We start from the raw sequence: 22,963 nt of genomic DNA on the forward strand, positions 1-22,963 counted from the left end.
ATTTATTTTAATAAAGATAAATGGTAGAATTAATTCTACCATTTATCTCTTATAGATTATCCCATCATTTCCATTAAATCTTCTTCAACTGTAGAATTAGCTTTAATATTAAATTTTTCAATCAACACCTTTAATACATTCTCAGATAAAAATGCTGGTAACTTAGGCCCTAAATAAATATTTCTTACTCCCAAGTATAGTAAAGCTAATAAGACCAATACAGCTTTCTGCTCATACCAGGCTATATTATAAGAGATAGGCAAATCATTAATATCTTCTAATTCAAAGACTTCAGCTAATTTCTGTGCAATCAAAACCAAAGAATAGGAGTCATTACATTGACCTGCATCTAAAACTCTTGGAATACCTCCAATATCACCTAAATCCAGTTTATTATATCTATACTTAGCACAACCTGCAGTCAGAATTACTGTATCTTCTGGGAGTGACTTAGCAAAGTTTGTGTAATAATCTCTATCACTATCACGCCCATCACATCCTCCCATTACAAAGAAACGTTTGACATCTCCATTCTTTACAGCCTCTACAACTTTATCAGCTACACTAAAGACTGCATTATGAGCAAAACCACCCATAATATGACCTTCTTCTATCTCTTGTGGAGCACTACATTCTTTGGCAGCTTCAATGATCTGTGAAAAGTCTTTTACTCCACCTTCTACTCTATCATCTATATGAGCTACCCCCTCAAAACCAGCAACTCCTGTAGTATAAACTCTATCTTTATAAGAATCCTTTGGCGGGACCAAGCAATTTGTTGTCATTAAGATTGGCCCATTAAACTTTTCAAACTCCTCTTTTTGAGCCCACCAAGACCCACCATAATTTCCTACAAAATGATCATATTTCTTAAAAGCAGGATAAGAATTTGCTGGTAGCATCTCACTATGAGTATAGACATCTACTCCAGCACCCTCAGTCTGCTCCAATAATTCCTCTAAGTCCTTTAAATCATGTCCACTAATTAAGATCCCAGGATTCTCCCTCACACCAATATTTACTTGAGTAGGCTCAGGATGGCCATATGCTTGAGTATTGGCCTTATCAAGTAAAGACATTGTATTTACTCCCATCTTACCACACTTAAGTACTAAAGCAACTAACTCATCAACTGATAAAGTATCATCAGTAGTAGCTGCTAATCCTTCTTGCATGAAGGTCATAATTTCATCATCCTTCTTATCAAGTACATAAGCATGATGGGCATAAGCTGCAATACCTTTGATTCCATAGATTAATAACTCCCTTAAAGATCTAAGATCCTCATTTTCTGTAGTTAAAACCCCTACTTCTTGAGCTTTATTATAAATATCATCATCACTCTCTGGTGTCCAATTACTAGCTTCTGTTAAATCTTCTTTAACTAATGCTTTTATATTATCTCTTAAGCTTAATCCTTCTCTGATAGTATTCATAAAATATTCTGAATCGAAGTTGGCATTAGTAATAGTAGCAAATAAGCTATCCATAATAAACTTGTCCACTTCTTTACTGCCTTGATTTAATTCTTTAGCCTTAAGATTGTAGATTGATAAATCCTTTAATAAATAAATCAATAAATCCTGTAAATTAGCCACTTGATCAGTCTTACCACAGACCCCCATCAATGTACACCCTTCATTTCTAGCTGTCTCTTCACATTGATAACAGAACATTTTCATTAATAAAATCCCCCTTTTAGATTTATTTAGCTAACTGCTTAGCAGTAATTTCTGCTACATGCTTACCTTGAAATCTAGCTGCTGCCAATTCATTCTCGCTAGGCATTCTACTTCCATCACCTGCAGCAATAGTTGTCGCACCATAAGGAGTTCCACCACTGATCTCATCCATTGTCATCTGCCCTGCAAAACTATAAGGCAAACCTACCACAATCATACCATGATGCAATAAAGTAGTGTGAAAGCTTAAAATAGTAGATTCTTGACCACCATGTTGAGTAGCGGTACTTATAAATACACTACCAACTTTGCCAATTAAAGCACCTTCTTGCCACAAACCTCCAGTGGTATCTAAAAACTGTCTCATCTGCCCAGCCATATTACCAAATCTAGTTGGAGTTCCAAAGATTATTCCATCTGCAGCCTCTAAATCTTCTAATGTACACTCCTCTATATCTGCAAACTGATCTTGCAACTCCAAGGCTCCTAATTCTTTAAGAAAATCTTGATCCATAGTTTCAGCTATTCTTTTTAATTCTACTTCAGCTCCTTCTACCTCTTTAACACCTTCAGCTACAGCTTGAGCCATTTTATAAGTATGTCCATACATCGAATAAAAAGCAACTAATATCTTCAAAATAAAAACCCCCTTCTTAATTTTAAATAACAATCCTTCAACTTAAAGGATTAACTCGCCTAAATACACTCTATCTTTTTTATTTCGATCAACTGCATTGATTTTATTTACAAAATATTATAGCAAAATATTCTTAAATAACCTCCCTCCTTTATTTCAAAGATAACTTTTAAACTTTAATCAAGAAGTTTTATATAGAATTTAACTTTATTTCTTTCTTTAAACATATAATAACATCTGTCACTCTCTAGCTATTAACAAATGAATAACAAAGTAATCACAGATTCATTTTTTTAATTTTTTATACTATAATAATCCCAAACAGTCATAAGATACAATTTAAAACAATCACTTCTACCTAAGATATAAAGTGGCTTCTTAATTTCAACGGAAGGTTATGCCAAGTCGATTCGGTAGTACCACGATCAACATTGCGTCTTAATATAAAAGATCGTGGTTATGCCAAGTCGATTCGGTAGTGCCACGATCAACATTGCGCATTACTATAAAAGATCGTGGTTATGCCAAGTCGATTCGGTATCAGATAAAAATAGATATGCCTATGGTTATAACCATAGGCATATCTATTAAGATTAGATCTACTACTCTACTTTAGCTCTTAGCTGAAAGTTTATCTTTTAATTTTTGAATTTGATCATTAGTTAATTTTAATCTATTTTTAAAATAACTATCAGTTAGCTGAGTTAAATTTCTCTTAAAATCAGCTCCTAACATCTGTACAAAAGCATAAGCAATTAAGCTTTCATCACGATACTCACCAATTCCTAACTTATTAGATTCTTGGTAATCAGTTACTATTTCTTCCCAAGTAGCCCCCATCAGCGAAGCCAAAACTGCTGATATAATTCCAGTCCTATCAGTTCCTATTCGACAATGAATTAAAAATGGAGGAGAATTATTATCATCAAGTATAAATTCAACAATCCTTTTTAACAAATTAGCAAAGTCATCACTGTCAGTTATATAGTAGAACATATCATAATTATAACCTTTATTAGTGTAGATAGCATGGTCATTATCTACAATCTTTTTATAATAATTTAAGTCTGTTGGAATATTCTCTTCACTATCAGATAAGTTAATTATAGAATTGATTTGCTTAACTTCTATTAACTCTTGTACCATCTTAAGCCGTTTATTTTCTAACGGATGATCAGCTCTTGATGCCTTAAAGGGGTGATATGATCTATATAATATATTTTCACCTATATCACCTGAATTAATCGCCCTAAAGTTAGTCAATTCCTCATCAGATTTATACTCTAACTTATACTCTGCTATTTTAGAGTTAAGCTTTTTAATTTTAGTAAATTTACTGTTATCTAAATGGATAATCTGATTATAGCCGTTGATGTAATTATCGTAGAACTTATGCTCTAAAGATAAGGATTCTGGAGCTTCTAAAGAATGGCTACCATTGATTATAAACCTAAACTCTGCCTGTCCAGAACTACCTGGAATATTTACTTTATGGATATCTTTTTTTAGGAACCATAAACTATTAGAAACCTTCTTTAAATCAAAAGTACTCCTCCAAGCAGTAAAGCTTCCCTTTAGTGAAACTTTATTCACAGCTATACCTCTTAATTTTTTCTGATATACTCTTTTCTCAAATATGAAAAAAACTTTATCATTATTAACTACATATCCTTTAAGCTTATCCTTATAAGTAATCTGGTGTATAATTTTCATCACCATCCTATAATCTTTAATAAAAATTAAGGCTTAACACCAAACTTTGTGGTTAATATTAATTCTAGATTTAAATTTTATAAATCATTTTATTGGTGTTGCTTTGTGTTAAGCAGTGCTAAAAATAAGGTTTTAAAAGGCTTATTTTTTCTTACTATTTAAATAAGTAGGAGCAGATTTAGGTGATTTACCTTTAAGTACCTGATAATAATAATCATAGGTCATAGGAGTTTTATCATTAATCATTTCCGAATTAACTATCTTAGAGATAAATAGTGTATGAGTCTCAACCACAACACTATCAATCACTTCACATTCAATATTAGCCACAGTATGTTCTAATAGGATTGGAGCACCAGTTACCCCATATTTATAATCTAAACCTTCAAACTTATTGATCTCTCTACCTTTTCTAAAGCCAAATCTACCAATAAATTTCATCGGAGTCTCTTCTGCTAAAATAGAAATACTCAAAACAGCACTATCTTTAATAAATTCATGAGTTAGATGATCTTTATTAATACAAACTGCTATCGTTGGTGGCTCAGCACTGGTCTGAGTAATAGCATTAGCAATTAATCCATTTATTTCATCTCCACTTTTAGAGCTAATCACATATAAACCATAATTAATCTTCATCAAAGCTTCTAAACTAATCTCTTGTGGATCCACAGACTTCACCTCCAAATTAAATCAAATAAGTGATCATATGCCTATAAAAAATATCCTTGCAATGATTGGCTAAGTAGAAATCTTTAGTTTTAGAAAAAGCAGCTATCAATATAGAATACTCTACATTCCAACCATCACAAGAATCTAAGAACTCACAACTAATAAAATCTCAATTTCCTAAGAGTTAACAATCATTTTTATTTAAACTCTTGTAAAAAGTCTACTAACTTCTCACTCTTTTGACTCTTACCGGCTAATTTTTTTCCTTTAATCTGAGGATGCTTCTCTCTAAATAGAGGTCTTTCATTCTTATAGATAATACCTAATGGAATCTTATCTCCCCACTCTTCAGCCTTCTCTAATGCTTGCTGGTAATTACTAGGATCATAAGATTCATCTAAGCTATATACTCTCTGACTATACCACTTATAAGTGTTAACTTTATTAAAAGAGACACAGGGTTGTAAAATATCTACTAATGCATATCCCTTATGATTTAAAGCAGCCTTAATCATCTCTTTTAAATGCTCTGAATCCCCCACAAAGCTTCTAGCTACAAAACTAGCCTCCATAGCAACTGCAAACTTAATAGGATTAAAAGGCTTAGCAGTGATTCCATTTGGTTGTACTGCAGTCTTTGTCCCCTCTCCAGAAGTAGGAGAAGCCTGCCCTTTAGTCAGACCATAAATTTGATTATCATGAACCAAATGGGCTATATCGGGATTTCGCCTAATATTATGCAGAATATGATTTCCTCCTTCTCCGTAGGTATCACCTTCACCTGATTCTACAATGACCTTCATCTCAGGATTAGCAATTCTCATCCCAATTGCTGGTGGTAAAGCCCGACCATGAAGCCCATTAAATCCATTAACCTTAATATAATGAGGCATCTTAGCAGCTTGACCTATTCCTGTAAACATAGTAAGCTCTGATGGTTTTAGATTTAATTCTGCAAGTGCCTCTGCTAAAGCTTTTCTTAAAGGAATATCACCACAACCTGGACACCAAGCAGTCTCTCGATCAATTTCATAAATACTGATATTAGACATTATCTAATCACCTCTTCTGCTCTATGATAAATTTCTTTTCCACTAAATGGTCTACCATCATACTTTAATATCTGGTAATTTGCTGCAATTCCACTTTCACTTCTAATCAATTTAGCAAATTGTCCTGTAGCATTATTCTCAACCACTATTAATTCAGCTGAATTATTATTAATTAATTCTATCAATTTTGATGTTGCTAAAGGCCATACATCACTAAAAGATAACAGCCCTATTCTATTGCCTTCATCTTCCAATAACTCTCTAGCCTCTAAAAGTGGGCCATAAGTAGATCCCCAGCCTACAAGTAAGTAATCGATCTCTTCTGGACCTATATATTTAGGTTCTAACAAATCTTCAGCTATTAACTTTTCTAACTTCTTAGCTCTCTTATCAACCATCTTAATTCTAGTCTCAGAATCTTCTATAATATGCCCCTTTTGATCATGCTCATCACTATCAATTAGGACTACATCATCAACTATCTGACCTGGATAAGCCAAGGGAGAAATACCATCTTCAGTAAATTGATAACGTTTGTAATCCTTTATCTTAGCTGCTTCTTCATCACTGATAAATCCATCTTTGATCTCTAAAGCTTCAAAGTCAAAATCTTTAATATTCTTCTTTGAATCTGCTAAAAATTGATCACTTAAAATAACCACAGGCATTTGATAATTTTCAGCTATATTCATTGCTCTAAAGCTCTGATAAAAAGCATCTTCATTATCCCTTGGAGCTATTACCATTAATGGAAAATCACCTTGTGATGCATTAATCGCAAATAATAAGTCACCTTGCTCTGTTCTAGTAGGTAATCCTGTCGCAGGACCAGGTCGTTGCACCTCTGCTATTACTAATGGAATTTCAGCAATTCCAGCTAGACCCAAGGCTTCTACCATCAAAGCAAATCCTCCACCAGAACTCCCTGTCATTGAACGTATTCCACTATAAGAACCACCTAAGGCCATCATAATTGCAGCAATCTCATCTTCTGCCTGCTCTACAACTATCCCTAATTCATTCTCTTTACTTGCTATATAGTTCATTACTCCAGTAGCTGGTGTCATTGGATATGCAGAATAAAATTGAACCCCACCTGTAATTGCTCCTAATCCAAGAGCTTGATTACCATCAATTAAGATTTCATCCTTTCTTGGAGAAACTTCTGGCAGCTTTAGCTTAACCTCTAACTCTTCATAGCCTTTCTCTAAAGCTTCTAAATTGGTCTTTAAAACATCTTCACCTTTGCTAGCAAAGTAATCCTTTATAACCTCTTTACTTAGATCTAAATCTAATCCTAATAACTTTAGTACTGCACCAACAAAGACAATATTAGCAGCTTTATGATTACCAACCTCTTTGGCAACTTTTTTAGCTTCTATGGATATTAATTCTTTATCCAAATCTTCCATTATACCATCATATAAGATATAGCCATCATCACTCACTTTATCTTGATGGACCTTAATTGTCTCTTGATTTAAAGCCAACAAAATATCTTCTTTAACCTCAGGTCCGCTGACCTCTTCTGTACCAAATCTAATACTCATAAAATTATGTCCACCACGCACTCGAGATTCGTAATCTTTACTAGAATAAATATTAAACCCCATTCTGAAAAAAGTCTTAGATAAAATCTTATTCAAAGTTGCTAAACCTTGACCTGCTTCTCCACCTATTACCAAGTTTAATTTCACTCATATTACCTCCTTTAAGATTAATTTCAACCATATATCGAACTATCAATGAATATAGCTTGAATCAGACTGGATCATAAGTATAAATAACTGAAAGAAATCCTTTAGCTACTGACGAAGCTCTAACATAGCTATTAATATCAACAAAGTCTCTTCCAGATGAGCCTAAATCAACAAGATTACTCCCATTCACTTTTATTTCTGGTCTATTTATTGCTTTTTGATCAATAAGATCCCAGCCTTGATTATTAAATGGCAGTAAAGAAGAATTTACAAGGGTCATTAAGATCACCTCAATTTTTAATTTATTCTATTAATTTCCTTAAATTGATAGGCCCTTTCTCTAGTTAATAGATTTAACTCTTTAATATATTCTTCTAGCTCTTGTTGAAAGTCTTGGATTAATTCCAAATTACTCTGTTCTTTAATAGACTCATTAACCAACTTTGCTTCTGTATATCTCATCTTTCTAATGCATGATGCCATCTTAGAATTTAGAAAACAGATAGTCTCTTCTTTCATATTTATCACTCCCATTAAGAGTAAATATCGATTATTTTAGCCCCTTGATACCTAAAGAATTATCTAAACTACCTTCACTCTGACTATGATCATGTCCCTCATCTTCTATAGCAGTAATATCACCTTTTGTAAATAAAAATTCACGTAAGTACTCATCCCATTTAGTATAATTTCTCCTTAGCCACTCTAACCCCATACATGCATGCTCTATCTCCTCATCACGATTATGCTCTACTATTGCTTTTAATTGAGGATCACTAGTAGCTGCTGCCCTTTGGTTATACCAATCTACTGCTTCCATCTCTTCAATTACACTTTGAATCATTCTATGAAATTCTTTTACCTCTTCTGGTAGATTTGTCTCATGATATCCTTCACTTGCCATAATTAATAGCCCCCTTGTTTTTTAGGTGATAGGTTATAGGGGTTAGTAAGACCTTTCTATGTCCTAGCTCCTAACGCCTAACTCCAAAACTATCGAATTATCATTCTATAACCACAAATTTAAATCTCGTTCTAAAGTTGAATGACTATAATTATCACTTATCACCCCCATAAAGTTATTTGCTAACTAATAAAAGTAATAATCAACTCTCTAAATCCTCTCTTCTAATAAATTTATTGCTTCCTCTAGTGTCTTAACAAAGACATCGTCACCTAATAACTCTTTTAAATTTAGAATATAAAAGATCTCTTCTACATCAGAGTTTAAATTGCTAATTAGATAACTAGCATTTTTATTATCTTGAAAGAGCTTAATTAAATTTCCTATTCCTGTAGAATCAACAAATTCTACACCTGCAAAATTAAAGATAATCTTATCATAATTTTTATTTGTTTCTTTAGTTTTAGCTACTAAAGTATCTACTGTAGACATATCCAATTCACCCTGCATATCTATAATAGCTATATCTTTTCTCTGCTCTACATTAATTTTCATTTTAACTACCTCCTATCAAATCAAAATAAAGAGATCTTAGCTGATTTATCAAGATGAGCTGAAATTTTATCCCAATTTTTTTGGAATTTATACCTTCTATTCCCTATCTTTATTGATGTATTTATAAATAATTTATCTGCTATCACCTTCTTATCTTCTGGAACAATTACTTCAACTTGACTACCTGATGAACTACCTAGCTCTTTTACTTTCACATCTTCATCAGCTTTAATCTTGCCCCCTCTAAAGAAGCCAGGCTGTCCACTTATCTCAACCCTCGCGTTAGAGGTTAGCTGAGAATTGTAAACCCCTTCCCCTGTAACTAAAATATCTCCGCTAGCAGTTAACTTTGAATTTTGAATATAACTAACTATAATTTGGGGATTAGACTTTTTTATTGAGTCTAAAATATTACATACTAAAGTAATTAATTCTTTTAAATCTTTCAGCTCTGCCAAAGTATTAATATAACAGATACCTGTCAAATTAAATTTCTCCTTTAACTTAACAATTAATAGTTTCATCTCTTCAAATACTTCATCAATCTCTATATCTTGATTTAAATCATCAAGGCTTTTTAATATCTTATAAATATCACTAAACTTACTACTAATTAATAGTTGAATAACTTCTTTATAACCTTTAAGTTTAATATCTTCAGTCTTAAAGGCTTGGTTAGACATTAACTCCTTTAAGGCCAAATTCAAACTTTCAAGCCTTTCTGCAAGCTTTCTTAAGTGATCATAAGCCTCTTTGTAATAGACTGATAGCTTGCCTACAATAATTTCACTACCAACTACATTTCCTTTAATTTTCACACCCTGTTCAGCCTCTAAATAAGCGCTATTAACATTACGCTTAACTATAATCTTTCCTGTAGCCTTAACTCGAAAATTATCACAGACATCTCTAGATATAATTACATCACCATTAAAATTAATATTTCCCACTGACATATCTACATCACCCAAAATATCTAAAACTTCAATTACACTAAGTTTGCCTTTATTAATAGTTGGTCTACCAGATTTCAAAGCTACTGCTTTATTATCTACTAGCTCCACACTCTCTTCATCTATTGACCACTCTATATCTTTGGGTGCTTCAACCTCTATCTCTTCACCGAAGATATTATATCCACTCTCTCCTACAACAGCAGGCTCTTTTTTAGCTATCAATTCTCCCTGTTGGACAGAAGTAACTTGATTCATAGTAAAATAATCAATCTTATCTTTGTCATCATCTTCAGTAATTTTCTCTTCATTAAAAATATATCTAATCACACTATCCTTACTTTTTACAGGCTCTTTACCATCAGCAATTAAAAACTCTTCATTAGTTTCTGCTAAAGCTTGCTGTATCTTTGTATGTTTTAAACCATAACTAATCTTTAATTCTGATAATTGATCATAGATATCATCTAGTTCTACTTTTTTAGCTTCAATCTCTTCAATCTTTTCTGCTACAACTATATACTCTTGTGAAGAAGATGGAATTAATTTAGGTTCAAAATGGCAGCCATTTTCTTGAATCACTGTTATATACGCCGAAAATTCATCCTCACTTACTCTAATTTTAACCTCTGAAACTGCTTCTCTATCAACAGCTTCTACCTTTACTTCTTTATCCTCAGATAAGATAATCCAGTCATCAACTTCTTCTTGATTAAGATATAATTTGATCCCCTCGCCTGCTTTGATAACGGGATATCTTTTCTCAACCTCCTGAGTTAAAGAGAGGATATTATTTTTCAACTCAACTGAATTTTTATCTTCATTTTGATCTTTAATAGTCTCTTTCTTATCTAAGCCATCTTCTTTATTCTCTTTTCTATTGTTAACAGTAAGTTTTACTTTGGCCTCCCTTTTCCCAAAACCCAAAAACCCTTCTCGTCCTTCTTCCAAAACCTCTATATCTACCTCTTCTCTACTGCACTCTAACATTTCTAAGCCCTGCTCTATAACTTGACTAATACTTTCCCCCCTAAAAATCACTGAAACAGATTTACTCATTACCTACACCTCCTTCTTTTACTCCCTTTTCTAAAATCACTATTGTCCCCCTCTTATCTGTCTTCAAAAATAAGCAATCACTTGCCATAAACATCACTGAAAAGCCTTGTCCCAAAGAAAAATTCTCAGATCCAGAATAATTCTTCATTAAAGTCGCCTTTGGCAACTCTTTAAAATCGATTCCCGTGCCTTGATCACTAACTATAATCCTTAATTTATTCTGATATTGATTGACTAAAAGCTTAGCTGCTCCACCATGCTTTAATCCATTTGTCATAGCTTCAGAAAGAGCTAAAGTCAAATGAAGTTCTTCTTTATTTCCAAAGTTAAACTCTTCAATCTCAGCCTTAAAGATATCTCTAATAATCTTTATATCTTCAGCTTTCTTAATATCAGCACTAAATAATCTGCTCCCTTTCTCTAAAAGCTTACTAAGTTCATCTTCTTTAAAGATTAATTTAAATTTCCCATTAGTGGCTGCTTCTATCACATCACGATAGATCTCTAACTCCCTAGCTTTATTTCTTCTTTCCGTATTAATTATATCTGTAACATCAATTGCAATCATACCAGCAGACTTATAATCCATTGGTACAGCATGTAAATCATAAATTCTTTCTCCTGTTTCATCTACAGTCATTTCTCTACTATAATGCCCATCTTTTAACGATTTTTTAATGAAGTTACTTAGATAAGATTCTCCCAAAGTTATTGAACCATAACCAGTTAAATTCTTGATCTTACCCCTATCATATTTAAAGACATCTGCTATCTCTAACTCATCCAATAGTTCTGACTTCTCAATCTCTGCTTTTAACTGCTCTCTAATCAATTCCTGACTATCTTGAGGTAATGACTCGGTTAGTTTATTTATTATTTCTTTAGAAGAATAAGTTAGTAATTCAAAGTCCTCTTTACTTAATCTACCTCTCTCTTCTTCTTCTCTAATCACTTTTGTAATATCAAAGGATTGATAAGGTGCTATCCCCTCTAAATTAACTGTTTTTACAATCACTTCTAAATCATTAATCAGTTTAATCTTATATTTACCTCTAGGGACATCACTCTTTAAAACTATCCCTATGGGGCTTAGTAATTCTAAGACCCCAGAAAATAACTCTCCATTATCCAGATGCTCTAATTGAACCTTAAATCTCTGCTGAGGACGCTTAGCTAAAAATTTTCCACTAATTATATCTTTGCAATTTATTCTCTTATCACTATCTGTATTTTTCATTACTCTCCCCCCCTAAAAATTTACAGATGATTAGACTAATATCATCTGGGAAAGGAATGCCTTCTGAAAAACTATAAATCTCTTCTACTAACTTTTCTTTTATATCTTCAGCAGATAGTTGATTGTTTTCTATCAATATCTGATTTAATCTATTTAATGTAAATCTCTCTCCTAGCTTATTCTGAATATCAATTAAACCATCGGTATAAATCAATAATATATCGCCATGGTTTAATTTTAATCTATGCTTAGCATAACTATAGTCTTCTTTTACACCACATAAAATTCCACGTTCAGCCAGATTAATTATCTTCTTCTCCTTCTTAGACCATAATATAGGTTGGTTATGAGCAGCATTACTATAGATAAAACTCTTATCAACAAAATCAAAGGAGCCATAAAATGCAGAAACAAAAGTAGGACTATTCTTCAAATCATGGTAGAGATTATTATTAATATTCTTTAAAACTTCAGATGGACTCTTATCTAATCTACTTAAAATATTTAAAGCACTATGAACTGTTGCAACTATTATTGCTGCTGGAATCCCCTTGCCCATTACATCAGAGATGAATAGATTTAACTTATCGTTAGTTTGCTTAAAAGCAAAATAGTCTCCTCCCACCTCTTTAGCGGGATTGTAATAAATTGCCAATTCTAAGTCCTCAAGTTGGGGAGTCTGTTTAGGAATAAAAGAATTCTGAATCTTAGAAGCTATCTCAATCTCTTTATCTAATTTATTCTTTTCTATTTCTTCTTTTAAAATCTTTATCTTAGTTATCCCACCCTTTAAATAAATAGAAAAAGCCTGTATTACTTCTTTAACAAATTTACTATAATCTTTTTTCATATCCATCACTACTATGATTCCTAAGATTTTTCCTTCAGCTCTTAAAACCTCTACAAAAAAATTAAAAGGAGTCTCTGAAAATTCTTTGTCTAAAATTTCGTCTAACTCTTCTCTATTAAAATAACCTTGACTCTTGATTAATCTTTTAATTAATCTAAAACTTTTACCCTCTAATTTATAATTGAACTCCTTCTTTATATAACTATTATCATCGAAAATATTATTCAAAAATATAAAACCATGGGTAGAATCAATTCTGAGTAATAATGTCTTTAATAGCTGCTCAGAAAACTTATCAAAGTCTTCTAAGTCTCTCATACTTGCAAAAATAGTAGATAGTTTATTGACTTCATGGATAGATTGGTATTGATCTTCAAAATACTTCTGCTGCATCTTTTGATAACAATACTGGCATTGTTCACTTATCTCACTAATTCTATAGATAATATAGCTATTATTACTGCTACTGACTTGCTGTAAATTGACCTCTAAATATAAAACATCACCATCAGCTAAAGTATAATCACTTATAAATTTATATCTTTTAGTATTCTTCTGATTATTAATCTCTTTACTAGCCTCATAAATCTGTCTAATTCCCAAAGACTTAAGATTATGCCCTACTAAGCCTTTATCATCTTCATATTCAAATAATTTTAATGCAACTTGATTTACCTTAACTATCTCCTTAGAATCAGCATCTATAATAATAAGAGCATATTGGCAAAACTCACAAAAATGATTATTATTTAGAGGATTGAATCTCTCTAGATCAAACAAATCTTCACCTCCAGCTACATAAGATCATAAATCTCTAAAAGCAATAATCTACTTTGAAATTATCTATACTAGATTTCATTGATGATAATTCCAAAGTTTTCTTCAATGATTATATGGGCTTTTGGATAACTATCCTTTAATTAATATCTTCAAGTTCTAACAAAATACCTCTTGATTCATATTTTCTTCAATTAAGTCTCTCCCTTTATTGCTTAGCCAAAACACCTTTTTCTCACCATCAACATCTCCATCTAATAAACCTAATATCTTGGATCTCTCTAAGGCCTTTAATAGATCAATCTTATTAAAACCCTTTTCCTCAATATCATAAAGACAAACAGGAGTTCCAGCTAAATAGATACACTTCAAAATCTCTTTATCATTTAGTTCACTAATTAAATATCTTTTATTTTTCACTTAAACCACCTCTTTGATATTATTTTATAGTTAGAAGATACTCTAAACGTAAAAGCTACTGCCTATCCAAGAGACAACAGAATATCATAAGCTATCCATAAGCCCAAATCTATAGATAAAATACTATCTTATCTGCATTTTAATTTATAGTCATCCTAGCTAAATTAAAATCTAAATCTATCATTTAAGTTATAATCTAAAAATTTTTAACTAATCTCGAATAAAATATTCAAATATTCCCTAACTAGCAGACTCAACTAAAGGGTATTTGAATATTCTGTTATAACCTCACCCTGAGCTTTATTCCTGATAAAATTAAGCTCTCTATAATTGTCATTTACTACTGTTACAATCTCACTATCTAATGCTCCACTTTCTACCATAGAGGTTAATACATCTAAAGCTCTATCTTGGCTCATAGCACTGCGATAAGGTCTAGTTTCTGTAATTGCTGAAAAGACATCAGCAACTCCCATAATCTTACTGCCAGTAGGTAATCTATCTCCTTGCCGATGAAATGGATACCCTCTACCATCTACACGTTCATGATGATATGCTGCCCATTCCTTAATCTCTTCTAAGGGCTTAATTGGATCTAGGATCTCATAAGTATAAAAAGTATGGGTTCTGATAATATTCATCTCTTCTTCTGTCAGCTTAGCTGGCTTTTCTAAAATTTCTTTAGGCATAGCTAACTTACCCAAATCATGAAAATAACCTGCAATCTTCATTCTTCGATAATCATCTTCGAGCCATCCCATTAATTCAGCAATCTTTTGAGCAGTAACTGCCACTCCTTTAGAATGGGTAACAGTAAAGCTACTTCTAAAATCTATTATCTTACTAAATAGCTTGCTGAAATTAAGCAATCCATCCAAATTTAATCTGATCTTTATAGTATTGAACTCTGACATTAACATTCTCTTAATAATATTTGGTCTAACACTCCTAAGCCAAAATTCTTCTCTTTTAGCTAGATTCAAAAAAGCTTCAACAAAAGTTGGATTAAATCTGACCCCAGAATGTTCTTTGATCTTCTCTATTATATTAGTTCTCTGATTTAAGATATCAAACTCTCCATCAATTAAGATTGCTATTCTATCAGCCAAACTTAAAATATGACTTTCAATAGGTACTGGATTTCCGCTATAAAATAGGCCGTGACCATAATTCCATTTCGAATGATGATAGCGGATAATAGGAGCAATATTAGCTAGGGGAGCAAATTCTTTAATCAGTAGATAACCTATTTCTGCATGCTTAGGCTTCTCTCTAATATCAAACTCTAGTATCTCGGCTCTATCCTTATATGAAAAAGCACCAATATCATGAATAGCTGCAGCTAAGACCATATTCTTCCTCTGTTTTTCACTAAAATTTAGCTCTTCAGCTAATCTATAACTAATATATGCTACTTGTTCTTGATGAGTAGTTGAAGTATTATCAATTATATTAATCACATGTGATAAACTTAGAATCATATCAAACAAGGGAATATCAAAGATCTTGTCCATTACTTTCACCTTCCTATTATCACTCTATTTGTAAAGAAAATCTGATAAAATAAAGATTAAAATAATTCCTGATATTCTTTCACAGCATTCTCTTGTGCATCTTTGCGCAAGAGATTTACTTGCTCATAATTATCTATTAAAATAGCAACAATTCTACCATCTAACTTATTATCTTCAACCATAGACTTAATAATCTCCAGCACCTTATCTTTCTCCATTCCCTTACGATAAGGTCGATCCTCACTTAAAGCAGTAAAGACATCAGATACAGCCATAATCCTGCTACCTTCTGACATCTCTTTCTTATCATGACGAAATGGATACCCCTTACCATCTAAACGTTCATGATGAAAAGCTGCCCATTCTTTAATATCACTTAATGATTCGATTGGGTCTAATACATAATAGGTATAAAAGGTATGACTCCTTATAATATTAAACTCTTCTTCAGACAACTTACCAGGCTTCTCCAAGATTTCAGTAGGAACAGCTAATTTCCCTAAATCATGAAAATAACCAGCAATTCTCATCTTTTTGCATTCATAATCTGACCAACCTATTAATTCCGCTAATTTTTCTGCTACTATAGCAACCCCTCGGGAATGAGTTAAGGTAAAAGGACTTCTAAAGTCAATAATTCTACTGAATATCTTACTTAAATCTAATAGCTCATCGATATCTAAGCTAATCCTATTCTGCTTAATCTCTTCAGCCAAAACTCGTTTTATTAAATCTGGTGTAACACTACTTAACCAAAACTCTTCTCTTTCTGCTAATTCTAAGAATACCTTAACCAACTGTGGATTAAACTTTTTAGCTGAATTAATCTTTATCTTCTTTATAATTTCATCTGCTTGATTCAAAATATTCTCTTCACTCTCAATCAAAATAGATATTTTATCTGCTAAATGTAGAATTTGACTACTTAAAGGAAGCTCTATTCCAGCCAGATTAGTATTTTCGCCATGATTCCAATCAAGATGATGGTATTTGATTATCTTTGAAATTCTAGAAAAGAACTTAGATTCTGCTAATAAAGCAGCACCTATCTCTGAATGCTTTAACATTCCACTTGTATCAAAATCCAATACTTCCAACTTGTCTTCAAAAGAAAAGGCCCCAATATCATGAATAATCGCTGCCAAAATTAACTCTTCCCTCTCTTTAGAATTTAATTCAAAGCCCTTAGCTATCCTAAAAGATATATAAGCCACTTGTTCTTGATGAATATTAGCAGAATAATCTAAAATGTTGACTATATTTGCTATCGACGTTACCATCTCGAACAGATTAATATCTATCTTTTGCTTCATATTACTAACCTCCAGACAATCAAATTAACTCATATCTAAAAATGACTTAGGTAAGGCAATATTTAATTTACCCAATTCAAAATCTCCTACTCGAATCGTAGCTTCTACAGTCTTATCATCTAGATAACCTCCAGCTGCTAGCTCTTTAATATTAAATAAAGCTACTGTACCTTGATCACAACTTTCCTTGACATCATTTGCTACCAGACGATTATCTCCATCTCCCTCTCTACGGAATAGTTCAATATCTCCTGACTCTAATACACAGTTATATATCTTCACAGCCAAATAGCCAGGCTGATCTCCACTATCTATTATTTCAAAATTAACTTTTTTAAATTTCTTTTTAGCTTTAAGCTTTTCCATTGCTACACCTCCTCAACATAACCCTTCTATTTCTTTAACTCTAGCTTATTAATTTAATTAAGTGGGAAAGCAAGATAATATATGATACTGATATTCGGGAGGTAAATTCTATTATCTAAGGGGAAGAATGTCGATACCATATATTAATCCTTACTTTCCCATGCTCCAGGATTTATTTAAAAATCTATATCTAAATTATCAATTTCATCTAGATTAATATCTTGCTCCTTAAGAAACTTCTGCTTCTCCTTCTTGCTCATTGATTTCGATTCAGAATCAAACTTATCTTTTAAGAAAGCAATTAACTCTTTATTCTTTTGCTCTTTATCATTAACTTTAAATTTGCTAATGGTCTTAGTCATCTCCATAGCTTTATCATTCAACTCTTCACTGGAGCTAGCTATCTCCTCTACCATTGCTGCATTATCTTGGGTACCTTGATTAATATCCTCCAAAGCATCTTGAGTCTGCTCTATTGCTGCAGCCTGTTCACCAGCAGAGTTAGAGATATTAACAATAGAATTATGAACTTTAGAGCTATTATCAATAATCTTATTTAAAGTGTCACCAGTCTCACCTATCAGTTGATTACCTTCCTCTATCTTCTTAATTATATTAGTTATTAGCTTAGCTATCTCACTAGCTGATTTACCTGTTCTTTCTGCCAAATTCCTAACCTCATCTGCTACTACTGCAAAGCCTTTACCATTCTCATTAGCCCTTGCTGCCTCTACTGCTGCATTCAAAGCCAATAAATTAGTCTGTGAGGCAATCTCATTAACTGTAACTATAATCTCAGAGATCTTCTCACTATATTGATTTACCTCATCCATAGCCTCAATCGTCTCTTCTACAACCTGTGCTCCCTGATCAATGACCTCCATAGTCTCCTCAGATAACTTATTTGCTTCTTCTGAATTATCAGCCACCAGCTGCATTGATGCACTAATCTCTTCTATAGTGGCAGATATCTCTTCTAGTGAGGAGGCATTATTTTGAGTCCTCTGCGATAATTCATCATTACCCTCTGCAATCTCATCAGAAGAGTTAGCTATAATTATAGCTGCTTCCTTAATTCGATTGATCAAAGTACTTAAAGAATCAATCGTTTCATTCAAATCTTCTGCCATTCTTCCAATCTCATCCATACCTCTGCTCTTTACTTTCTCTGTCATATCACCTTTGGCAACCTTGGATAGTACTCGACTTATTCTATTAATTGTCCTTGATACAAAGGTGGTTACTAGAAATACCACTACAAATATAATTATAATCAACATGAAATATCCTTTACTAGATTCAGCTACGAGCCTATCTGAAATACTAAGCATCTCAGATCTAGGAACCGTCAAAGCCAAAGACCAACCTACTCTCTTAATCGGATGATAAAATACATACTTCTCTTCACCCTTAAAAGTATATCTGCCAAATCCTTCTTCACCAGCAATCATTCTTCTACCTATCTCTAATAATCCTTGACTATTACGATCATTATCTAAGATATTTACTCCATTAGAACTTGGATGGGCAAAAATATTCCCTCTCTGATCTACTAAGTAACCGTAGCCAGTTTCACCAACCTTTAAACCTCTTATCTCTGCTGCCAATTTTTCTAAAGGAATAGCCTGTCCCAAAAATCCTATTAGCCTATTATCTTGGTCAGTTAATGGAGTAATCATCACAATTATACTCTGACCATCTAGCCTTGATTTAATTGGATCACTAATTACAAAATTCATCTCTTCTTTAGCATTTTTGAAATACTTTCGATCACTTAAGTTCAAAGTTTTTTCATTATCTAAGCTCCAAGCACTCCCCTTAGTATCTATTAATAAGATAGCATCTTTTGCTTTATCTCCTGCTTTTTGCTGAGTTGTGGTAGCATTATCAACCTTACCTAATCGATTTAGTAAACTATCTATCTCTTCTTGATTTTGATTCCAATTCTTATCCAAATCCAACATCTGAGACATTACAATCAATTCATTCTCTTGAGTATCTAGCCAATTATCGACTAGATTAGAAGTACTTTTTGCTTGCTCCATCCCACTGGACTCTATCATCTCTACTAAATTCCTATTAATCACTTTAGTATTATTATCCATCGTCCAGAATATAACCACTACAGCTGGAAGCAAAATAAAGACTAATAATTTATTACGCAAGGTTATTCTTCTTTTCAAAAATTCTAACATAGTACTAACCACCCCTAATTTGATAATTTTTTTATGAATATAATAATTAAAATTCCTCTTATATAAAATTAATTCAGAATATTAAGAAAATTAAAATTTTATTAAACCATGCATTAGAACTTAAACCTCACCAAAAAAGTACTAGTCTAGTTTCTGATAAGTAGTTATATTAGCAACCCTCCACTTCTTATCAAAACTATCTATAGCAAACATAGTATCAGAGTTCCCCAGAAATAAATAACCCCCTTCTCTTAAAAGCTTATAGAATTTATTACTAATCTTCTTTCTAGTATGGTGGTCAAAATAAATAAATACATTTCTACAAAATATAAAATCTAATTTAGATTTTATAGGATAGTAACTTCCTGGCTTTAGGTTTACTTTTTTAAAGACTATCTTCTCTCTTAAGTTCTTTCTGATTTTAAAATAAACTTTATTATTCTTTTTAATTAACTTGAAATACTTATTAATTATTGCTTCAGAAACACCCTTTAGTTCTTCCTTTGAGTATACACCTTCACAAGCCTTATAAAGCACCTCTTTGTTAATATCAGTAGCCAAGATCTTAAAATCCCAATCTTGCCCATCAAAATATTCACTCAAAACTATAGCTATGCTATAGGCCTCTTCACCACTAGAACATCCAGCACTCCAGCACCTGATTTTTTTTGTATCTTTATTAGCTTCCAGCTCAGGTAAAACCTTAGAGATAAGATAATCAAAATGATGATCTTCTCTAAAAAAACTTGTGACATTGGTAGTAACAAAATTTATTAAGTTATCAAACTCTTCCTTCGAGTTAATTAAAAATTTATAATACTGATCAAAATTCTCTAAATCTAACTCTATCAATCGGCCAATTAATCTAGATTTAAGCATTGCTTTCTTATTCTTCTTCAACTTGATGCCAATAGAATTATAAACTAACTGGCTTATTTTTCTAAAGGTTCTATCACTAATACAATATTCTTTTAGCAAGATACCATCCCCTATTAATTAGCAGGTTATGTGATTTTATAAATCTAGATTAAGATTAGTACTAACTATAATTCATTCTTAACCTTTAAAGCTTCTTCATAGCTTAAATCCTTTATTTGGTCAATAGGCATTAGATCCATTAACTTTATAATTGGAATATCAGCTAAGATCTCTAAAATTTCCAGGGGAATCTCCCCTATCTCTTCTTCCAATTCACTGGCATTGATCTCAAGTCTTTCTTCCTTCCATCTATTTCTATTACTTCTAGTAAAACCAGTAGAAACAATTGTCTTCCATTGATCTAATTCCATCATTCCTTTTTCATAAAAGTGATTATTTCTTAATTTATTTAAGCTATTAGATAATCTATGCTTCATATTCAAATCTACTTTATTCGAAAATAATAGATTCTCATCTGTGACAATCATATCCCCCTGCTTCATTATGGTATCTTCTAACCTTTCTTTAACAAAATTTACTATTGCCATCACCAATAAATCTTCATCAATAAACTCCTCATCCACTAAATATAACATTCTCTCTTCAATTTCTTCTAGAATTTCATCTTCACCATAATTATTAGAATCGTTAATACTTCCTAAACTTAGCAAGATTGATTCTAATAAAGATTTAAAGTCATTAACCTTAGGATCAGCAGTTAACTTATTCCAACTATTTAAAGACTTGATTAGTTCATTAATTTCAGAGACCATTACTATCACCCCTTCTATTTATAATTAAAGATATTAAAATGATCATTTTCATTATTTATTTGACAGCTCTTCATATAGTTTAGTATTTCTTGGTCTAGAGCTCTGCTGATTGCTTGTACATCATCATCTAATAGATTCCCTTTTTTAATAGCAAGGGTTACCATCTTATCCTTTAACAGATCAACCTCTCTTCTAACACTATCTTTTGTAGCCATAAATAAACTTCACCCCTCTTCTTTATATCATCTTAAATTAATGTAGAAATAATAGGAGGGCTATAAAATTTGGCTATTATATATATTTTCAACTCTTAAGCTAAATCTAATAATTAGAAATATTATCTCATCTTTTATTTGAATTACTTGCTTTTCTATCTTTATCATAATTATAGCACCCTATTCTATCTAATTAATCACAATTAACTTACAATTAAGTCACAAAGAATAAAATTCAAAAAATATTCTGATAATAAGTAAATTTAATAGTTAAAACTTATTAAATAAAATATACTTAAATTGCAATATTAAATTGAACTAGTTTCAAACTGTAATAATTTGGTTAATTAGTTATATAGAATTTCTCTTAGTTGATCTTCAAAAGCTTCATCAGGAGTTAGGTATCCTAAAATTTTTCTTGGTAGAGTATTACACCAGTTTTGAACTCTAGCAATAGATTCAATAGAGAATTCACTTATACTTCTGCCTTTAGGTATAAAACGTCTTATGAGACCATTATGACGTTCATTGGTACCTCTTTCCCATGATGAATAGGGATGAGTAAAATATACTTTTGTATCAACTATTTCTTCTATAACACCTAGCTCTGAAAATTCAGAGCCATTATCGCAGGTAAAGCTTTTAAATACATTAGAAAAAAGCTCTCCAGAGTCTTTGATTAGTTTTAATATAGCATTTTGAACAGATTCAGCTGTTTTACCAGGAATTTTACGAATGATTTCTTTACGAGTCATGCGCTCTGTCATAGTGAGTAAAACTTCATCATTTTTATTCTTTTTACCAATAACAGTGTCAATTTCCCAATGCCCAAATTCACTGCGATCATTAATATTTTCAGGGCGTTCATCGATACTTGTGCCAAGTTTCTTTTTATTACGCTTAAGACATTTTGATTTTGAAGAACGTTTAAGCTTCAATGGCAAATCAATATTGCTAATCTGAAGTAGTCCAAGATCTATATAGTTATATAGAGTTTTAGTGCATACCATCTCTGACTTTGAGAATTTGTTATGCAGCTTTGCTGCACCACAAATAGAATCAAGAGATTGTTTATGCTCGCAAAATAACTCTATAACATAATCAATGAATGTTTCACATTCTAAAAGCTTAAATTTCGGTCCGCAATTTTTACGATTAGATTCATAAACTTTTTGACCAGCGTCAGGGAAGTAAATCTCTACAGTTTTATTGCCTTTAATTTGGGAAACTGTACCACGCTTTAACTCGTTTCTAATTGTATTAGAAGCTCTACCTAGACGTTTTGCAATAGCATAAGGCGACATTCCTTCGGAATGTAACAATGCAATTTGACCACGCTCATAAGCATTTAGGTGTTTATTTTTTCGGGATTTTGGTGTATCATTTAAGTAGTCCATAGTGTGCACCCTCCTGTAATTTTTTGTTTTGTGGTGATTCAATTATATTACAGTTTGGTCC

General features: G+C 32.0%; 22 protein-coding genes. All 22 read right to left on the bottom strand.

All coding sequences use genetic code 11. The features are described 5' to 3' along the window. Positions 1-56: 56 nt before the first annotated feature. The 22 genes from hcp to OREMA_RS0108850 all read right to left on the bottom strand — a co-directional run bounded on the left by hcp (position 57) and on the right by OREMA_RS0108850 (position 22,902). Positions 57-1,682: a hydroxylamine reductase gene (gene hcp / locus OREMA_RS0108740; RefSeq protein WP_018248891.1), complete on the bottom strand. Its 1,626-nt coding sequence runs from the start codon at positions 1,680-1,682 to the stop codon at positions 57-59. Positions 1,683-1,704: 22 nt separating this feature from the next. After that, a complete protein-coding gene (wrbA, locus tag OREMA_RS0108745; RefSeq protein ID WP_018248892.1) occupies positions 1,705-2,319 on the bottom strand; it encodes an NAD(P)H:quinone oxidoreductase in 615 nt (204 codons plus the stop codon). A gap of 612 nt (positions 2,320-2,931) precedes the next feature. Then, entirely contained in the window at positions 2,932-3,912 is a 981-nt protein-coding gene (locus tag OREMA_RS0108750) for a tyrosine-protein phosphatase (protein ID WP_169331534.1), read from the bottom strand. A gap of 261 nt (positions 3,913-4,173) precedes the next feature. Then, positions 4,174-4,704: a flavin reductase family protein gene (locus OREMA_RS0108755; RefSeq protein WP_018248894.1), complete on the bottom strand. Its 531-nt coding sequence runs from the start codon at positions 4,702-4,704 to the stop codon at positions 4,174-4,176. Positions 4,705-4,901: 197 nt separating this feature from the next. Further along, on the bottom strand, positions 4,902-5,756 hold the full coding sequence (locus OREMA_RS0108760) for a 2-oxoacid:ferredoxin oxidoreductase subunit beta (RefSeq protein ID WP_018248895.1): 855 nt from the start codon (positions 5,754-5,756) through the stop codon (positions 4,902-4,904). Then, positions 5,756-7,453, bottom strand: a complete 1,698-nt coding sequence (locus OREMA_RS0108765; RefSeq protein ID WP_018248896.1) for a 2-oxoacid:acceptor oxidoreductase subunit alpha — start codon at positions 7,451-7,453, stop codon at positions 5,756-5,758. The genes OREMA_RS0108760 and OREMA_RS0108765 overlap by 1 nt, the downstream gene beginning before the upstream one ends. Before the next feature lie 64 nt (positions 7,454-7,517). Then, positions 7,518-7,736 (bottom strand): hypothetical protein, encoded by a 219-nt coding sequence (locus OREMA_RS0108770; protein WP_018248897.1) that lies wholly within the window; start codon positions 7,734-7,736, stop codon positions 7,518-7,520. Between the two features lie 17 nt (positions 7,737-7,753). Further along, the gene (locus OREMA_RS0108775) at positions 7,754-7,975 is read right to left on the bottom strand and encodes a hypothetical protein (protein ID WP_018248898.1); all 222 of its coding nucleotides are present in this window, start codon (positions 7,973-7,975) and stop codon (positions 7,754-7,756) included. 31 nt (positions 7,976-8,006) lie between these two features. Continuing rightward, positions 8,007-8,360, bottom strand: coding sequence for an encapsulin-associated ferritin-like protein (locus OREMA_RS0108780; protein ID WP_018248899.1), 354 nt, complete (start codon positions 8,358-8,360; stop codon positions 8,007-8,009). 210 nt (positions 8,361-8,570) lie between these two features. Continuing rightward, entirely contained in the window at positions 8,571-8,915 is a 345-nt protein-coding gene (locus tag OREMA_RS17515) for an STAS domain-containing protein (RefSeq protein WP_018248900.1), read from the bottom strand. A 20-nt stretch (positions 8,916-8,935) separates the two neighbouring features. Next, positions 8,936-10,927 (bottom strand): FapA family protein, encoded by a 1,992-nt coding sequence (locus tag OREMA_RS0108790; protein WP_018248901.1) that lies wholly within the window; start codon positions 10,925-10,927, stop codon positions 8,936-8,938. Further along, positions 10,920-12,164, bottom strand: a complete 1,245-nt coding sequence (locus OREMA_RS0108795) for an ATP-binding protein (protein WP_018248902.1) — start codon at positions 12,162-12,164, stop codon at positions 10,920-10,922. The genes OREMA_RS0108790 and OREMA_RS0108795 overlap by 8 nt, the downstream gene beginning before the upstream one ends. Beyond that, entirely contained in the window at positions 12,148-13,794 is a 1,647-nt protein-coding gene (locus OREMA_RS0108800) for a PP2C family protein-serine/threonine phosphatase (RefSeq protein ID WP_018248903.1), read from the bottom strand. Before OREMA_RS0108800 ends, OREMA_RS0108795 begins: the two co-directional genes overlap by 17 nt. 156 nt (positions 13,795-13,950) lie before the next feature. Further along, positions 13,951-14,211, bottom strand: a complete 261-nt coding sequence (locus tag OREMA_RS0108805; protein ID WP_018248904.1) for a hypothetical protein — start codon at positions 14,209-14,211, stop codon at positions 13,951-13,953. Positions 14,212-14,468: 257 nt separating this feature from the next. Further along, the gene (locus OREMA_RS0108810; RefSeq protein WP_018248905.1) at positions 14,469-15,725 is read right to left on the bottom strand and encodes an HD-GYP domain-containing protein; all 1,257 of its coding nucleotides are present in this window, start codon (positions 15,723-15,725) and stop codon (positions 14,469-14,471) included. A gap of 56 nt (positions 15,726-15,781) precedes the next feature. Next, a complete protein-coding gene (locus OREMA_RS0108815) occupies positions 15,782-17,038 on the bottom strand; it encodes an HD-GYP domain-containing protein (protein ID WP_018248906.1) in 1,257 nt (418 codons plus the stop codon). A 24-nt stretch (positions 17,039-17,062) separates the two neighbouring features. Continuing rightward, complete coding sequence (locus OREMA_RS0108820) at positions 17,063-17,404, bottom strand: hypothetical protein (protein WP_018248907.1); 342 nt, start codon at positions 17,402-17,404, stop codon at positions 17,063-17,065. Between the two features lie 176 nt (positions 17,405-17,580). Next, positions 17,581-19,599 carry a methyl-accepting chemotaxis protein gene (locus OREMA_RS0108825; RefSeq protein WP_018248908.1) on the bottom strand — a complete coding sequence of 673 codons (2,019 nt, stop codon included), beginning with the start codon at positions 19,597-19,599 and terminating at the stop codon, positions 17,581-17,583. A gap of 141 nt (positions 19,600-19,740) precedes the next feature. Then, positions 19,741-20,577, bottom strand: coding sequence for a CheR family methyltransferase (locus OREMA_RS0108830; protein ID WP_018248909.1), 837 nt, complete (start codon positions 20,575-20,577; stop codon positions 19,741-19,743). Positions 20,578-20,642: 65 nt separating this feature from the next. Then, a complete protein-coding gene (locus tag OREMA_RS0108835) occupies positions 20,643-21,290 on the bottom strand; it encodes a hypothetical protein (RefSeq protein ID WP_018248910.1) in 648 nt (215 codons plus the stop codon). 14 nt (positions 21,291-21,304) lie between these two features. Beyond that, positions 21,305-21,505 carry an aspartyl-phosphate phosphatase Spo0E family protein gene (locus OREMA_RS0108840; RefSeq protein ID WP_018248911.1) on the bottom strand — a complete coding sequence of 67 codons (201 nt, stop codon included), beginning with the start codon at positions 21,503-21,505 and terminating at the stop codon, positions 21,305-21,307. A 347-nt stretch (positions 21,506-21,852) separates the two neighbouring features. After that, positions 21,853-22,902: an IS30 family transposase gene (locus tag OREMA_RS0108850; protein WP_018248913.1), complete on the bottom strand. Its 1,050-nt coding sequence runs from the start codon at positions 22,900-22,902 to the stop codon at positions 21,853-21,855. Between the last annotated feature and the right edge of the window lie 61 nt (positions 22,903-22,963).

Origin of the sequence: Orenia marismortui DSM 5156 (assembly GCF_000379025.1) — a bacterium.
Lineage (GTDB): Bacteria > Bacillota > Halanaerobiia > Halobacteroidales > Halobacteroidaceae > Orenia > Orenia marismortui.

Coding starts and splice junctions, on each gene's coding strand:
- hcp (WP_018248891.1), bottom strand. CDS start 1,682: ATGAAAATGTTCTGTTATCAATGTGAAGAGACAGCTAGAAATGAAGGG.
- OREMA_RS0108760 (WP_018248895.1), bottom strand. CDS start 5,756: ATGTCTAATATCAGTATTTATGAAATTGATCGAGAGACTGCTTGGTGT.
- OREMA_RS0108770 (WP_018248897.1), bottom strand. CDS start 7,736: ATGACCCTTGTAAATTCTTCTTTACTGCCATTTAATAATCAAGGCTGG.
- OREMA_RS0108775 (WP_018248898.1), bottom strand. CDS start 7,975: ATGAAAGAAGAGACTATCTGTTTTCTAAATTCTAAGATGGCATCATGC.
- OREMA_RS0108780 (WP_018248899.1), bottom strand. CDS start 8,360: ATGGCAAGTGAAGGATATCATGAGACAAATCTACCAGAAGAGGTAAAA.
- OREMA_RS17515 (WP_018248900.1), bottom strand. CDS start 8,915: ATGAAAATTAATGTAGAGCAGAGAAAAGATATAGCTATTATAGATATG.
- OREMA_RS0108790 (WP_018248901.1), bottom strand. CDS start 10,927: ATGAGTAAATCTGTTTCAGTGATTTTTAGGGGGGAAAGTATTAGTCAA.
- OREMA_RS0108795 (WP_018248902.1), bottom strand. CDS start 12,164: ATGAAAAATACAGATAGTGATAAGAGAATAAATTGCAAAGATATAATT.
- OREMA_RS0108810 (WP_018248905.1), bottom strand. CDS start 15,725: ATGGACAAGATCTTTGATATTCCCTTGTTTGATATGATTCTAAGTTTA.
- OREMA_RS0108815 (WP_018248906.1), bottom strand. CDS start 17,038: ATGAAGCAAAAGATAGATATTAATCTGTTCGAGATGGTAACGTCGATA.
- OREMA_RS0108820 (WP_018248907.1), bottom strand. CDS start 17,404: ATGGAAAAGCTTAAAGCTAAAAAGAAATTTAAAAAAGTTAATTTTGAA.
- OREMA_RS0108825 (WP_018248908.1), bottom strand. CDS start 19,599: ATGTTAGAATTTTTGAAAAGAAGAATAACCTTGCGTAATAAATTATTA.
- OREMA_RS0108835 (WP_018248910.1), bottom strand. CDS start 21,290: ATGGTCTCTGAAATTAATGAACTAATCAAGTCTTTAAATAGTTGGAAT.
- OREMA_RS0108840 (WP_018248911.1), bottom strand. CDS start 21,505: ATGGCTACAAAAGATAGTGTTAGAAGAGAGGTTGATCTGTTAAAGGAT.
- OREMA_RS0108850 (WP_018248913.1), bottom strand. CDS start 22,902: ATGGACTACTTAAATGATACACCAAAATCCCGAAAAAATAAACACCTA.